This is a genomic window from Mediterraneibacter sp. NSJ-151 (assembly GCF_022487435.1).
Lineage (GTDB): Bacteria > Bacillota > Clostridia > Lachnospirales > Lachnospiraceae > Schaedlerella > Schaedlerella hominis.
The window spans coordinates 64,792-80,154 of sequence record NZ_JAKVPP010000003.1 but is presented as its reverse complement, the minus strand read 5'-3'; the positions used below and the strand labels follow the sequence as shown (position 1 = coordinate 80,154).

General features: G+C 36.9%; 13 protein-coding genes. All 13 read right to left on the bottom strand.

What is annotated here, in order from left to right; translation table 11 throughout:
* The 13 genes from radC to LQE94_RS03695 all read right to left on the bottom strand — a co-directional run bounded on the left by radC (position 1) and on the right by LQE94_RS03695 (position 15,362).
* Complete coding sequence (radC, locus tag LQE94_RS03755; protein WP_118723666.1) at positions 1 to 687, bottom strand: RadC family protein; 687 nt, start codon at positions 685 to 687, stop codon at positions 1 to 3.
* A 111-nt stretch (positions 688 to 798) separates the two neighbouring features.
* Entirely contained in the window at positions 799 to 2,406 is a 1,608-nt protein-coding gene (locus tag LQE94_RS03750; RefSeq protein WP_240577047.1) for an NAD(P)/FAD-dependent oxidoreductase, read from the bottom strand.
* Entirely contained in the window at positions 2,393 to 3,622 is a 1,230-nt protein-coding gene (locus LQE94_RS03745; RefSeq protein ID WP_240577046.1) for an NAD(P)/FAD-dependent oxidoreductase, read from the bottom strand. The genes LQE94_RS03750 and LQE94_RS03745 overlap by 14 nt, the downstream gene beginning before the upstream one ends.
* Positions 3,623 to 3,637: 15 nt before the next feature.
* A complete protein-coding gene (locus tag LQE94_RS03740; RefSeq protein ID WP_118736965.1) occupies positions 3,638 to 4,942 on the bottom strand; it encodes a methionine gamma-lyase family protein in 1,305 nt (434 codons plus the stop codon).
* Entirely contained in the window at positions 4,923 to 5,885 is a 963-nt protein-coding gene (miaA, locus tag LQE94_RS03735) for a tRNA (adenosine(37)-N6)-dimethylallyltransferase MiaA (protein ID WP_186864912.1), read from the bottom strand. The genes LQE94_RS03740 and miaA overlap by 20 nt, the downstream gene beginning before the upstream one ends.
* Before the next feature lies 1 nt (position 5,886).
* Positions 5,887 to 7,884, bottom strand: coding sequence for a DNA mismatch repair endonuclease MutL (mutL, locus tag LQE94_RS03730; RefSeq protein ID WP_240577045.1), 1,998 nt, complete (start codon positions 7,882 to 7,884; stop codon positions 5,887 to 5,889).
* Between the two features lie 12 nt (positions 7,885 to 7,896).
* Complete coding sequence (mutS, locus tag LQE94_RS03725; RefSeq protein ID WP_442920068.1) at positions 7,897 to 10,548, bottom strand: DNA mismatch repair protein MutS; 2,652 nt, start codon at positions 10,546 to 10,548, stop codon at positions 7,897 to 7,899.
* Between the two features lie 75 nt (positions 10,549 to 10,623).
* On the bottom strand, positions 10,624 to 11,040 hold the full coding sequence (locus LQE94_RS03720) for a putative ABC transporter permease (RefSeq protein WP_186864910.1): 417 nt from the start codon (positions 11,038 to 11,040) through the stop codon (positions 10,624 to 10,626).
* A gap of 77 nt (positions 11,041 to 11,117) precedes the next feature.
* Positions 11,118 to 12,587, bottom strand: a complete 1,470-nt coding sequence (gene miaB / locus LQE94_RS03715) for a tRNA (N6-isopentenyl adenosine(37)-C2)-methylthiotransferase MiaB (protein WP_118723673.1) — start codon at positions 12,585 to 12,587, stop codon at positions 11,118 to 11,120.
* 137 nt (positions 12,588 to 12,724) lie between these two features.
* Positions 12,725 to 12,907 (bottom strand): DUF4250 domain-containing protein, encoded by a 183-nt coding sequence (locus LQE94_RS03710; RefSeq protein ID WP_022076075.1) that lies wholly within the window; start codon positions 12,905 to 12,907, stop codon positions 12,725 to 12,727.
* Positions 12,908 to 12,923: 16 nt separating this feature from the next.
* On the bottom strand, positions 12,924 to 13,145 hold the full coding sequence (locus LQE94_RS03705) for a DUF896 domain-containing protein (protein WP_022076076.1): 222 nt from the start codon (positions 13,143 to 13,145) through the stop codon (positions 12,924 to 12,926).
* 102 nt (positions 13,146 to 13,247) lie between these two features.
* The gene (locus LQE94_RS03700; RefSeq protein ID WP_022076077.1) at positions 13,248 to 13,619 is read right to left on the bottom strand and encodes a hypothetical protein; all 372 of its coding nucleotides are present in this window, start codon (positions 13,617 to 13,619) and stop codon (positions 13,248 to 13,250) included.
* Between the two features lie 57 nt (positions 13,620 to 13,676).
* A complete protein-coding gene (locus LQE94_RS03695; protein WP_022076078.1) occupies positions 13,677 to 15,362 on the bottom strand; it encodes a putative polysaccharide biosynthesis protein in 1,686 nt (561 codons plus the stop codon).
* Between the last annotated feature and the right edge of the window lies 1 nt (position 15,363).

Genomic DNA, 15,363 nt, shown 5'->3' with positions numbered 1-15,363 from the left:
TTAAAAAAGTTTTTTCTCGCGCATACTGACGTAACAATTATTTCCAATAATGATATGATCCAACAGATTCACGCCTAGCAGCTCCCCTGCTTCCTGTATCTGCTTTGTAATGATAATATCCTCTTTGCTCGGTGTCGGATCTCCACTTGGATGATTATGAAGCAATATAATAGAAACGGCACCTTTTTGCAATGCCTCTATAAATAATTCTCTTGGAGAAATAATAGCTGCATTGACTGTTCCTTTTGAAATAATTGTCTCGCCGATTAATTTTGTCTTGGTATTAAGCAGTAATAATTTCATATGTTCCTGCTTCTCATGGCGCAAATCTTCCATGTAATATCTGGCAATAGATTCAGGAGAATTAAAGTTTAATTCTTCTTCTGCCGAAGCTTTTGAAAGACGTTTTGCCAATTCAGATAAACACAAAATTTGTATTGCCTTTACTCTCCCGATTCCCTTCATATGAATCAACTGCTCATATGACCAGCGATGGATATTTAAAATTCCACCTTTAAATGAATCTGGATATAATATTTTTTTAGCAAGCTGAAGCGAATTTTCCCCTTTCGTTCCGGTTCGAAGCAAAACTGCCAGTAATTCAATATTTGTTAAATGTTTTGCTCCAAATCTTTCACACTTTTCATAAGGGCGCTCTTCTGTGTTTAATTCTTTAATTTTTTCCATGGTATTTTCTACCGATGATACAAATTATAATATACACCGACTCATTTTAGCACAAAAAAATAATGATGTATAGTTTCACCAAATTAAAAATTGTGAAAATTTTGTAACGTCTTATGATGAAAACGGCTCATATTTTTTTATAATTGCCTCTGCTACTTTCATTCCATCCATTGCTGCAGAAGTAATGCCTCCTGCATATCCTGCACCTTCTCCACATGGATAAATGCCTTTACACGTGCTCTCAAAAGACTCTTCCCGTAAAATTTTAACCGGTGATGATGTTCTGCTCTCTACACCAGACAACAATGCATCTTCTCTTGCAAACCCATGAATTTTATGATCCATATTTAAAATTCCCTGTTCAATTGATTTGGCAAGTTCATCCGGGAAAATAGCACGGACATTAGCTAAACGATAATTCCCTTTCATCTGTGGATGTATATCACCAAGTTTTTCTGTCGGTATATTGTCACAAAAATCTTTATAGCACTGTACTGGGATATTTCCCTGACCAATTTGATATGCACGTTCTTCCAAATTTCTTTGGAACGCTATTCCGGCAAGTGGCGAATCGGATTTATAATCCTGTGGTGTAACTGTCACAATTACCGCACTATTGGCATTTTCTCCTAAACGATCATGATAACTCATTCCATTTACTGCAAGTTTCCCATCCTCTGATGAGGCATTCACAACATATCCTCCGGGACACATACAAAATGTATAAACGCCTCTTTTGTTTTCTAATTGTGTCGTCAGTTTATATGCTGCTGCCGGAAATAAATCTGCCATTTCTTTTCCATATTGTGCTTCCTGAATCATTTTTTGCGGATGTTCAATACGAACACCTACAGCAAATGATTTTGCCTGCATAGGAATCCCTTCATCGTATAAAACCTGAAAAGTATCTCTTGCACTATGTCCAATCGCAAGGATCAAAGCATCACAATCTATTTTTTCAGAATTATTTATTATGATTTGTTTTAAGTGTCTGTCACTTTTTTCAGACCCATTAAAAATAAAATCTGTTACCTGTGCATGAAAGCGTACTTCACCACCAAGTGAAAGGATTTCACGACGCATATTTGAAACAACGCAAGCCAATACATCTGTTCCGATATGAGGCTTTTGCTCATAAAGAATTGCTGGATCTGCTCCAAACTTCACAAATGTTTCTAAAACGAAATTATTTCTGCCAAATTTATCCTTGACAAGTGTGTTGAGTTTCCCATCAGAAAAAGTTCCTGCACCGCCCTCACCAAATTGGACATTTGATTTTGGATTTAGAATGCCTGTATTCCAGAATTTTTCTACATCCTGCATTCTTTCTTCTACCGGAGCCCCACGTTCAACCAAGATTGGTTGATATCCTTGCAATGCCAATGAGTACGCACAGAAAAGCCCCGCCGGACCAGCCCCGACTATAATCGGACGATGTCGTAACTTCATTGTTCCGGCTTTTGGAAATCCATATGATTTTTGAGAAACTTTTTGAACTTTATTCTTTGCTTTTTTTAAAATACGTTCTTCATTTTTTACTTGAAAATCAATGGCATATGAATAAAAAATAGTCGGCTTTTTTCTTGCATCAATAGAACGTTTATGAATATGATATTCTAACAATTCCTCTTCTTTTAAATGCAATGTCGTAAGCAATAATTTTTTTAACTCCTGTTCTGTGTGATCAGGAGCTAATTTCAACTGATTAATTCGAAGCATTTCCTGCTGCCTCCCTCCCTGCGACAAATCCACTTGACCATGCCCATTGTAAATTATATCCTCCACAAATCCCATCCACATCAAGAAGTTCTCCTGCGAAATAAATTCCCGGAACATAGTTTGATTCCAAAGTATCAGGATTAATCTCCGTTGTATCAACACCTCCACAACAGATCTGTGCCTGTTCGAATGCATTTGTCTCTGTAATATGTGTTCGTAAATGCTGGATCAACAGTACTAATTTTTCAAGTTGTTCCCCGGACAGGTCAGACACTCTCATTTCTTTTGGCAACCATGAAAGCCGAATCCACAGTTCACAAAGCTTTTTAGGGAATATTCCGGTAAAAAACTCATCTAGTGTTTTGTGTGGGCACAAAGTAATTCGTTCTTGTAAAAATGATAAAAATTCATCTTTATTCATATCCGGCATAAAATTCAAAACAGCTGTAACTGACTGTTTTTGATATATGGCCTTTGCCGCATAACGACTTACCTGAAATACCGGAATGCCGGAAATACCATAATTCGTCAACTGGATTTCCCCTGTATCTGATGCAAGGGAAATGTCATCCGCATAAATTTCAACAGTTCCTTGAACCCTCACCCCTGAAATACTTTTATAAAATTTCTCTGCACATCGAAGCTGAACAAGTGCCGGAAGCACCGGAACGATTCTATGACCAAGTAGTTTTGCTAATTGATATCCTGAACCATCTGATCCTGTCACCGGTGCTGCCTTTGATCCACAAGCAAGAATAACACTGTCTACAGTGATTGTTTTTTTATCGGTAGTAACGCGAATTCCTCTTTTTACCGGTTGAATATCTAAAACATTTATTTCTGTCATGACACAAATATCTAATTTTGCGATTTCTATCTGTAATACCTCCAGTATAGCAGCCGCCTGATCAGAATACGGATATAAATAGCCATTTCTATCCTTTGGATAAATCCCAAGTTCTTTAAAAAATGAAATTGTTTTTTCTACATTAAATTTTTGAATGATATTCCATGCAAAATCTCTGTTATCTGAACGATAACATGCAGGTGTCTGAAAAGTATTTGTAAAATTACAACGCCCATTTCCGGTTGATAAAATCTTTTTCCCAATTCGGTCTTTATGTTCCAGAATGGTTACCTTTACTCCCTCACGTGCGGCAGTGATTGCAGCCATCATTCCGGCTGCACCACCTCCGATTACTGCGACATGTCTCATTAATCTATCCTCTGACTACAAATTTTTTAATTGTTCTTCTGTTACAATACCTGTCGATACAAGTTGCTGCAAAGATTGTAAAATTCCCAGCTTTGCATGTGGCCATGTAAGACCGCCCTGAAAATATACAGCATATGGTGGTTTAATAGGACCATCCGCACTTAATTCGATTGAAGACCCTTGCACAAATGCTCCTGCTGCCATAATCACATCGCTGTCATATCCAGGCATCGCCCATGGCACCGGTGTTACAAAACTGTCCACTGGTGCAGCGGCCTGGATTCCCTTGCAAAATGCGATCACGCCATCAGCTGTTCCTAATTCAACAGCCTGAATAATATCATGTCTGGATTCCTGACCATTCGGAATCACTCCAAAACCAAGACGTTCATATATATTCGCAGCAAATACAGCCCCTTTGATGGCACTGCTTACAACGGTTGGTGCCAGGAAAAATCCTTGATAAAATGACTGCATTACACCAAGCGATGCTCCAACTTCTTTTCCAAGTCCTGGTGAAGTAAGACGATACGCACAGTTTTCGATCAGATCACTGCGTCCTGCCACATATCCACCGATTGGCGCAAGTCCACCACCCGGATTTTTGATCAAAGAACCAACTATCATATCTGCTCCAACATCACTTGGTTCAATCGTCTCGACAAATTCCCCATAACAGTTATCAACCATACAAATTACGTCTGGTTTTATCTTTTTTACAAATGCAATCAATTCACCGATTTTTTCTACTGAATAACTAGGACGTGTCTGATAACCTTTTGAACGTTGAATCGTGATCAGTTTTGTTTTCTCGTTGATTGCTTTCTCAATGGCAGGATAATCAAAATAACCATCTTCCAAAAGTTCAACCTGACGATATGTAATTCCGTATTCAGCAAGAGAACCTTTTGATGGACGAATTCCAATTACCTCTTCCAAAGTATCATAAGGTTTTCCAACCGGAGAGAGGAGTTCGTCTCCCGGACGTAAATTTGCGGATAGTGCAAGTGCAAGCGCATGTGTTCCACAAGTAATTTGTGGACGAACCAATGCTGCTTCTGTATGGAACGTGTCAGCATAAACCTGCTCTAAAGTATCACGTCCCTGGTCGTTGTATCCATATCCGCTTGCATAGTGAAAGCAGCCTTCATTGACACGATTTTTTTGCATCGCATGAAGAACCTTTAATTGATTATATTCTGCTACCTTGTCAAAATTTGCAAATCGTGATTTCAACTCTTGCTCGATTCTATTTCCGGCATCAAGCACCACTTTTGATATTCCTAAATTTTGATACATTTCATCCATTATTGTATTCATTTATAATTCCTCTTTCTTTCAATTCCTGAAGCATTGCTTTTAGAATTCTTTCTTCGTTATAATCATATTCTTTTTTATCAATCCACGTAACATCGGATTCTCTTTTAAACCATGTGATTTGTCGCTTTGCAAAATGTCTTGTATCCCGCTTGATAATTTCAACAGCCTCTTCCAACGAGCACTTATTATCTAAGTAATCTAACATTTCTTTATATCCAAGACCTTGCATGGAAACCATATCTCTTGTATAACCTTTTTCTTTTAAAGACTGTACTTCTCTTACCAGACCTTCATTTATCATCTGATCCACACGAAGATTAATTTTCTCATATAAATGTGCTCTCTCATCGTTCAATACAAAATAAGAGAAATTATATGGAGATACTTTTTTTCGTTGTTCTTCATTATGCTCTGATATTTTTTCTCCGGTTTGATGAAAATATTCTAGTGCACGAATGACACGTTTTACGTTATTGGCGTGAATGTCCTGTGCCGATTTTTCATCTACTTCCCGTAAACGGTCATGGAGATATTCTGCACCTTTTGTTTGTGCCAGTTTTTCCAGTTCTTCTCGATAAGACGTATCTTTTTCATTTTCTGAGAAATCAATATCATACAAAACCGCCTGAATATAAAATCCAGTTCCTCCTACGAGGATTGGTATTTTCCCTTTCTCATAGATTTTCTGTATTGCCTGTTTTGCCATCTGTTGAAAAAGAACAACGTGAAATTCTTCATCCGGCTCCAAGATATCTACAAGATAATGTGGAATTCCATCCATTTCCGAAGGCTTTATTTTTGCTGAACCAATATCCATTTGCTTATAGACCTGCATGGAATCAGCAGAAATAATTTCCCCGCCAATTGCTTTGGCAAGACCGATAGATGCTTTTGTTTTTCCAACAGCTGTTGGTCCTGTTAAAATAACTAAAGGTTTTTTCATATTATACAATCCTCTTGAATTTTTTCTCCAATTCTTTTTTTGACATTGCAATAATCGTCGGACGACCATGTGGACAATGATACGGATTCTCCAATTCTAATAGTTCACCGATTAATGCGTCAACTTCTTGTGCTGATAATCGGTTATTTCCTTTTACAGCCGCTTTACATGACATAGATGCTACTTTTTCATCAATGATATCCGGTGTCATATTGGTGCTAAGACCATCTGCCAGATTGTCCAGCATTTCCATAAAAAGCTCTTTTTTTGCAATGCTAAATAAATTTGCAGGAACCGCACGTATCGCATATTCCTCGCCCCCGAATGGCTCGATTTCAAAACCTATGCGCTCAAAACGTTCCTTATGTGTCTTAAGCAGCTCTGCTTCCTGCATAGAAAGTGTCAGTATGATCGGAGGACTTAAATACTGTGAGGTAAACTCCCGGTTTTTCATTTCTTTTAAAGTCCGTTCATATAAAACACGTTCATGAGCGGCATGCTGGTCTATAATATAAAGATTATCCTGAAATTGAACAAGCCAGTAGGTATCAAATACTTGTCCAATCAGACGATACTCTGCCCGGACCTCCCGTTTTAATAACTTTTCTTCAAATAAATTCAGCTGCTCTGGTTTCTGGACTACCGGTGTCTCATTTACCTTATATGTTGTAGCTTCACGAACCGAAGTCTGTATCCGTTTTTTCTGTTCTTCCGGTCTGAAAATCTTTTTCTGATCTTTCACCTCTGCTGAAGAATTCCGATTATGATAAGACATAACACGCTCTCTCATTTTACGGATAAAGTAATCCTCGTTATGAGGTTCCTCTTTCACCGGCTCTGGCACTGTCTGTGCCGCAGAATCTCTCGGTGTTGTCGCAATCGAAACTGCAGCTTCCTTTGAATTGGATGGGATTGCTCGTCTTACAAGTTTAAGATCCGGTGACGGAGTCTTCTTTTTTTCCTGAACAGGCGATGTCAATGGTTCTGGAACTTCCACCTGTGGAATCAATTCCGGTTCTAATAATTGTCGATGTATTGCTTCAAATACGGTTTTATATACTTCTTGTTGATTTTGAAAACGAAGTTCCATCTTTGTCGGATGCACATTTACATCTACTGTTTCTGTATCCACCTGGAAATGCAATACTACAAATGGAAATTTATGTTGCATCATGAAATCTTTATACGCATCTTCAACAGCTCTTGAGATCATCGTACTTTTTACATAACGTCCGTTCACAAAAAATGTCTCAAAATTACGATTTCCTCTTGTGATCAAAGGTTTCCCAAGATACCCGGTAATATGAATGCCTCCTTGTCGATAATCCAATTCCAGTAAATTAGATGCAACATCACGTCCATAAATATTATAGATCACATCCTTTAATTTGCCACTTCCGGAAGTTCTAAGCTTCTCTTGATTATTATTTAAAAATCGAAATGCAACTTCCGGATGAGATAATGCCAATCGTATTAACAAATCTTGTACATGTCCCGCTTCTGTCATTGCAGTTTTTAAAAATTTGCGTCTTGCAGGGACATTATAGAATAACTGTCTTATTATAAAAGTTGTTCCGTCAGAAGATCCGGCTTCATCTAATGAAAGTTCTTGTCCGCCTTCAATTACATATCTTGTTCCAAGTATAGCCTCTTTTGTTTTTGTGATTACTTCCACCTTTGTAACTGCCGCAATGCTTGATAATGCCTCTCCTCTAAATCCAAGAGATGTAATGTGAAGCAAATCCTCCACATTACGGATCTTACTTGTAGAATGACGCAAAAATGCATTGCGGATATCTTCTTTCATAATACCACTTCCGTCATCGGTAATACGGATCAATGAGATTCCACCTTCTTCGATCTCAATTGTAACATGTGTTGCTCCGGCATCAATCGCATTTTCTACAAGTTCTTTCACAATAGAAGCCGGTCGTTCAATCACTTCCCCAGCGGCAATTTTATCAATTGTAACCTGATCTAATACTTGAATATGCTGCATTATATACTCCTTTTACCAGCGATTTTTTAATTTGTTCTGAAGTCTGTAAATGGTATTTAAGGCATCGATTGGAGTCAGATTACCTACATCAATAGCTTTCAGTTCTTCAAGAACATCATCGTCTTTTACTGTGTCGAATAAAGAAAACTGTGCAATATCTACTTCATCATATTTTTTAGACTTTGTTTTTTTCTTTGCTTCAGCCTCTCTGGAAGCAATTTCACTGACACGTGAAGTAATATCTTCATCCGCCAGTTCCTCTACGATTTCTTTTGCTCGATTGATTACAATATCCGGAACTCCTGCCAGTTTTGCTACCTGAATACCATAACTCTTGTCTGCTCCGCCTTTTACAATCTTTCGCAAAAATACGATATCATCACCCTTTTCTTTCACCGCGATACAATAATTGTTTACATTGTTGATTTTTCCTTCTAACTCTGTTAGCTCATGATAATGTGTTGCAAATAATGTTTTCGCGCCAAGTAATTTTGCATCACTGATATATTCTACAACTGCCCATGCAATGGAAAGGCCGTCAAATGTACTTGTTCCTCGACCGATTTCATCCAATACAAGCAGACTCTTACTTGTAGCATTTCGTAAAATATTAGCTACTTCCGTCATCTCTACCATAAATGTACTTTGTCCTGATGCAAGATCATCTGAGGCTCCGACTCTGGTAAAAATACGATCCACAAGTCCAATGTTTGCTTTAGAAGCAGGCACATAAGAGCCAAGCTGTGCCATCAGCACAATAAGGGCAACTTGTCTCATATATGTAGATTTACCAGCCATATTCGGACCTGTAATAATAGAAATCCTCTGCTTTTTATCATCCAGCACGGTATCATTGCAAATAAATGAGCCATTTGGAATCATCTGCTCTACAACTGGATGTCGCCCATCTTTAATATCAATTTTTCCCTGAACATTGATTGTAGGGCGGATATAGTTATTGCGTTCTGCAACAAGTGCAAGTGATGTAAACACATCCAATGCTGCAACGGCTTTCGCTGTTTTCTGAATTCGGATAACTTCTCCTGCAATCGTATCTCGAACAGTACAATATAATTCATATTCCAGTGCATAAAGTTTATCTTCTGCACCTAAAATAGTGTCTTCCAGTTCTTTTAATTCAGGTGTAATATATCTTTCCGAATTTGCCAGTGTCTGTTTACGGGTATAATATTCCGGCACAAGCTCTTTATAAGAATTTGTTACTTCCAAATAATATCCAAACACTTTGTTATATTTAATCTTTAGGTTTTTAATTCCTGTCTTTTCACGTTCCTGCTCTTCCAGTTTCGCAAGCCATGTTTTTCCATCCGATTTTGCACGACGAAGCGTATCTACTTCCTCGCTGTAGCCATCACGTATAATATTTCCTTCTTTCATAGCAATTGGTGGTTCTTGTGCAATTGCTGATTTTACAAGGGAGCATAAATCCTCCAGCGTATCCATTTCTTTACAAATCTCACATAATAAGTCGGATTTCATATCTTCTAATATATAATGGATAGCCGGCAGCATTTCCAATGATGTTGAAAAAGCAGTGAGATCTCGTGGATTGGCTGAGCCATACGTAATTCTTGTAATCAATCTTTCTAAGTCATATACAGGAGATAAATACTCTCTGATCTCTTCTCTGGAAATAGCCTCTTCTTTTAATTCTGTAACAGCATCCAGACGACGTTCTATTTCGGTACGCTCAATCAACGGTTGTTCAATATATTTTCGTAATGTTCTAGCCCCCATAGCTGTTTTGGTTTTATCCAATACCCATAATAAAGAGCCTCTTTTTTGTTTCTCACGTAAAGTTTCACATAACTCTAGATTCCGTCTTGTAGAACTATCCAGCATCATATATTTTCCGGTCGTATACGGTGTGATATGTGTCATATGGGACAGATCATTTTTTTGTGTTTCCAATAAATATTGAAGCAGTGCCCCCGCACTGATCACTCCACAATCATAATCCGCAAGTCCAAGTCCTTGCAGCGAAGATACCTTGAAATGTTCCATTAATTTAGATTTACAAATTTCATCATCAAAATACCATGATTCCAATGAATAAATTGTAATTCCAAGTCGATTTTTCATATCTTCAAGATCCATTCCACTCATATAGAATGATTCATTGCAAATAATTTCTGACGGCATAAATTTAAAAATTTCATCTTTTAATTTTTGTCCGTCCGGCAGTTCTGTCACAAAATAATCTCCGGTAGTTACATCTGCAACTGACAATCCATAGCGATCCGCAATGTATACAATACACATAATATAATTATTCTTGCTCTCGTCAATTGCGGCTGCATCCAAAATAGTTCCAGGTGTTACAATTCGCACTACTTCACGCTTCACAATACCTTTTGCCTGTTTTGGATCCTCAACCTGCTCACAGATTGCTACTTTATATCCTTTAGATACTAATTTTGTCAAATGTCCATCTACTGCGTGATAAGGAACCCCACACATTGGTGCACGTTCTTCCATCCCACAATTCTTTCCTGTCAATGTGATTTCTAATTCTTTGGATGCAGTCAATGCATCATCAAAAAACATCTCATAGAAATCACCTAATCTATAAAATAAAATGCAGTCCGGATATTGAGACTTTGTCTCCATATATTGCTGCATCATCGGTGTCATTTCAGCCACTTATTACGCCATCCTTTCAATTCAAATTAATGTATCTCAAAAGAAATCCAATTTATTATAGCATTTTTCGACTTTTTATAAAACATGGATATGTGGTTTTTTTTCACCACAAATAAAGTGTAAAAAATACGCTGATAAATAAATCGCTATCACGCATAACCCGGAAAATAAAATAATGAATGCAAAACAAATTTGTCCAAGAAGATGAAACGGCTGATCCGAATAATCCCATACATTCAGCTTCAACCATTTATTTACAATAATTCCTGTAATAAATTCTCCTGCTGTAACAAAGATTGAACATCTTACTACCTGCATCCACAATGGGTCCTCCCACTTTGTCCACACTCCCTGCTGCCCACAAAACATCATGCAGATTCCTCCCAGCACAAACATAGACCAATGTGAAAAACCTCGAAAAATTACTTCTATTCCATAATATAACATTCCGCCTAAAGCCCACAATCCAGTATATTCTTTTAATCTTTTCATGCAAAAACGTCCTCCTATATAGTTTTGCTACATAGTTTGGACGTTTTTGGTAAAAATATTGCCCGAAAAATTTTTTCTTAAGAAACGATTTCTCCCATATAATAAAATCCATGACATTCTTTGAGTTCAACATCAACTAATTTTCCAATCAATGAAGCATCTCCCGGAAAATGAACAAGCAGATTGTTGCTCATACGACCTGTCACCAGATGCTCGTCATGATCATTTTTGGTTTCAACAAGAACACGCTGTATCGTTCCTTTATGTACACTGCACACTTCTGCTGAGATTGTCTGGACTTCTTTTAACAGACGATCAAAACGATCTTTCATGACCTCCGGTGAAATCTGGTCTTCAAGTACGGCAGCAGGAGTTCCTGTACGCTTTGAATATTGGAATGTAAAGGCACTGTCATAGCGCACCTTACGTACTACATCTAACGTTTCCTGAAAATCTTCTTCTGTCTCTCCCGGAAATCCAACAATAATATCTGTTGTAAGTGAAATATCCGGAATTGCCTTTTTGATTTTCTCTACCAGTAATAAATACTGTTCTTTTGTATACCTTCTATTCATCTTCTTTAAGACATCTGTACTTCCTGATTGAACCGGTAAATGAAGGTGTTTACAGATTTTTTTTGAATGTGCCATTACTTCAATCAGTTCATCTGATAAATCCTTTGGATGGGAGGTCATAAAACGGATACGTTCAAGCCCTTCTATTTTTTCAATCTCCTGTAAAAGTTGAGCAAATGTCATTGGCTCATCCAGATTTTTCCCGTATGAATTTACATTTTGTCCAAGAAGCATGACTTCTACTACTCCATCAGCAACCAGCTTCTCTATCTCTCGAATAATATCTTTCGGATTACGGCTTCTTTCTCGTCCACGCACATAAGGTACAATACAATAGCTGCAGAAATTATTACAGCCAAACATAATATTTACACCAGATTTGAATGAATACTTACGATCTGTCGGCAAATCTTCAACAATTTTATCCGTATCCTTCCAGATATCGATCACCATACGTTCTGATTCAAAGCATGTTACGATCAGTTCTGCAAATTTATAAATATTATGAGTTCCAAAAATCAGATCAACAAATCTGTAACTCTTCTTTAACTTTTCTACAACTTCCGGTTCCTGCATCATGCATCCGCATAATCCAATCATCATATGTGGGTTCTTCTTTTTAATGCGGTTAAGCTGTCCAAGACGTCCATAAACACGCAGATTCGCATTTTCACGAACAGTACAGGTATTATAAATAACAAAATCTGCCTTATTTTCATCTGTTTCTTCTTTATAACCCATCTGTTCAAGAATACCAAGCAATTTTTCAGAGTCTTTCGCGTTCATCTGACAACCAAAAGTGTTTACACAGACATAAAGAGGGCGATCTAATTTTTCGCTCAACTCGGCAACATACGCTCTCCCTTTTTTGATAAAATAATACTGGCGCATAGGCTCTTCAATTGGTGCTTCTTCACTTATATCAATCTCTTCTAATATTTTTTCTATTTCTTTATTGTTATTATATTCCATCGTTTTCCAATGTTCCTTTCAATATTAAGACGATATTATATTATACGTTACAAAATGTTTTTTTTCAACTGCTTTTCTAATATATAAAACGGCAGGCTTACGAAATAACTTTTCGCAAACCTGCCTTTGTCCTATCATTAAACAAATTGATTACGGTTACTATCATAGAAATAATCAATCGCATTTAATTTTGATTCTATCTCTTCTTTTGCAACATTCATATCATCACACAATACATTTAGGTCGTGATATTGATCTCGTAATTTTGTATTTACGACACTTAACAACATAACCGGATCCCCCGGAAGTCCATTTAACATAATTCAAACACCCTTCCTAATTTCCAATTTTTCTTCCGTATTTTTCACCAAGGTTTATGATACTTCCATCTTTTTCCTTGATATCGATATTATTTAACTGGCTGCGCAGGTTACCGCGAATACTTTCCAGATACTCCTGTCGTAAAAGTTTCTGTTCTTTTTTCTCGGATTCTGTCAGTCCTTCTGCTTTTGATTTTCTATATAATTCATTAATTCTTGCTATCTTTCGCTCATCCATTGTAATTCCTCACTTTACTTTTCCATGTAAATTTCTCGTAAACATAACTATACTACACTATTTTTTTTATTTCGTCTACCCGTCTGCCAAAATTCTCTACTCTCAACTTGAATAGTTTTCTAAAAATTGATATAACTCCTCTGCGCTTTCAATATACATTGAATTCATTACTTTTTCCTGTATATCTTTAGGAAGTGAATTTATCGGAATATCGGTTACTTCATATACCGTTTTATGGTCATCACAATATACGACAATATATCCTTGCAGGGACGAAATATAATATCCGTTATTTTTTACTGCATCCCCTTTTGTGCTGATGCTTCCTGATTTTTCAATACGTTCTGTCAGCATCTGTTCCTTACTCTGTTGAGCTTTTGTATTCGTATACTTATAAGTCAATTGATATCCTACTGTAATTACACTAAATACTATTAAAATAATAGAAAAAAAGCCAATAAAATATTTTCTCATAGGATCTCTCCTTTTTTATATAGTATTGGCTTCTTTTTATTTCTTATTCAGTTAAATTTATAACATTCTATATTTTGGAAGCAGATGGAATTTTTTACAAATATGTAAAATCTTATCTCCCTGTGGCAATGCCCGGATGTCATCATTTGACAATGTCCCGAGTTTTAATAATGCAAGTGCATAAACAATCACTGCAAATAAAATTGCAATAAATGTTGCAGTAAAACGCCCTCCAATTAAAAGATCAAAAATGAAATGTACAAGATACGTAACTGCACCCATAATTAATGCTGCAATCAATGGTTTGACAAATGTATTATCAATTTCCTGCCGATAATCACATGCTTTATGAATTGCACGTGCATTAAGCAGGCACATACAAATTGCAAAAACAATATTACTTCCTACTAACGCATAGATATTCCATTTTAATACAACTAACATAATAAATAATGCGATCAAATGTATAACCAATGAAATCCCTGCATTTTTAGCAGGTTTAGATAACTTATCAAGACCTTGTAAAATTGAGTTTGAAACAGTTGACCAGCAATACAAAACAACCGTAATCGAGCCAACAGCGAGCAATGTTGCCGGTGTTTTGCTTGTATCATTATACAAAAGGACCATAAGTGGAGACCCAAGTACAATAAATCCAATAAAACATGGGATTGCAATAATCATTGTAAATCGAATCGATTGACTGATTTTTTCATGAATCTGATTTTTGTCATGCACTGCAACGGCTGTTGTCATACTCGGAATAATTGAAGCCGCCAATCCATTTGCCATTGCAAGCGGCACATTAATCAATGTATTATACTTTCCAGTATAAATTCCCTGTAAAGCCATATACTCTTTCTCCGTAAAGCCTTGTGCTGCCATAACCTTATTGAATATTGTCAGATCTAAAATCTGATTGATATTATAAATTGCGGTACTGAAAATAATCGGTGCAATTGTAATTAACAGGATTTTAATTATACGCTTATAACTTTCTTTTCTACGAGTAGTATCACTTTTTAACTGTCTACGAATATTATTTCGATATAAGAAAATTGCAAAAAGCAAGAATAATAACGCCGCAAATGCACCCACTACTGTTCCAAGAGTTCCACCGGCAGCTCCATATGCCGGACCAAGTAATTCTTCCCCTGATTTTTTACCTGCTGCTGCCCCAACATCAAACAGTACTTTTGCCCCTGCAATACTTACGATTGCATTGATAATCTGCTCAATGATCTGCGAAATTGCAGTTGGAACCATAGTGCCAAGTCCCTGAAAATAGCCTCGAAGAACACCAAGAACAGCAACAATAAAAAGACCTACAGCCAATACTCGAAGTGCATATACACTGAGCGGAGATTCCATCATATGCGTAGAAATTGCCCCTGCTCCAAAAAAGATTAAAAGTGAGATAACCAGTCCTACGACAATTGAAAATGCCAACGCTCCAAGAAACACTCGAAACGCATTTCGTTTCTGATGCATTGCAAGTCTTGCTGAAACTAACTTTGAAACTGCAACAGGAAGACTAAATGTTGAAAGCATCAATGCCATCGCATAAACCTCAAATGCATAACCGTAGAATCCGTTTCCTTCGTCTCCCAGGATATTTGTCAATGGAATTCTATATACAACTCCGATGATTTTTGTAAGGAACATTGCAACTGCCAATATTGCTCCCTGCATCAAAAAATCATCTTTTTTCTTTGTTTTTTTATTACTTTGTAAATCCGTCATC

Bases quoted from the DNA above. Each gene is read 5' to 3' on its own strand.
- radC (WP_118723666.1), bottom strand. From the start codon at position 687: ATGGAAAAAATTAAAGAATTAAACACAGAAGAGCGCCCTTATGAAAAG.
- LQE94_RS03750 (WP_240577047.1), bottom strand. From the start codon at position 2,406: ATGCTTCGAATTAATCAGTTGAAATTAGCTCCTGATCACACAGAACAG.
- LQE94_RS03745 (WP_240577046.1), bottom strand. From the start codon at position 3,622: ATGAGACATGTCGCAGTAATCGGAGGTGGTGCAGCCGGAATGATGGCT.
- LQE94_RS03740 (WP_118736965.1), bottom strand. From the start codon at position 4,942: ATGAATACAATAATGGATGAAATGTATCAAAATTTAGGAATATCAAAA.
- miaA (WP_186864912.1), bottom strand. From the start codon at position 5,885: ATGAAAAAACCTTTAGTTATTTTAACAGGACCAACAGCTGTTGGAAAA.
- mutL (WP_240577045.1), bottom strand. From the start codon at position 7,884: ATGCAGCATATTCAAGTATTAGATCAGGTTACAATTGATAAAATTGCC.
- LQE94_RS03720 (WP_186864910.1), bottom strand. From the start codon at position 11,040: ATGAAAAGATTAAAAGAATATACTGGATTGTGGGCTTTAGGCGGAATG.
- miaB (WP_118723673.1), bottom strand. From the start codon at position 12,587: ATGGAATATAATAACAATAAAGAAATAGAAAAAATATTAGAAGAGATT.
- LQE94_RS03710 (WP_022076075.1), bottom strand. From the start codon at position 12,907: ATGTTAAATGGACTTCCGGGGGATCCGGTTATGTTGTTAAGTGTCGTA.
- LQE94_RS03705 (WP_022076076.1), bottom strand. From the start codon at position 13,145: ATGGATGAGCGAAAGATAGCAAGAATTAATGAATTATATAGAAAATCA.
- LQE94_RS03700 (WP_022076077.1), bottom strand. From the start codon at position 13,619: ATGAGAAAATATTTTATTGGCTTTTTTTCTATTATTTTAATAGTATTT.
- LQE94_RS03695 (WP_022076078.1), bottom strand. From the start codon at position 15,362: ATGACGGATTTACAAAGTAATAAAAAAACAAAGAAAAAAGATGATTTT.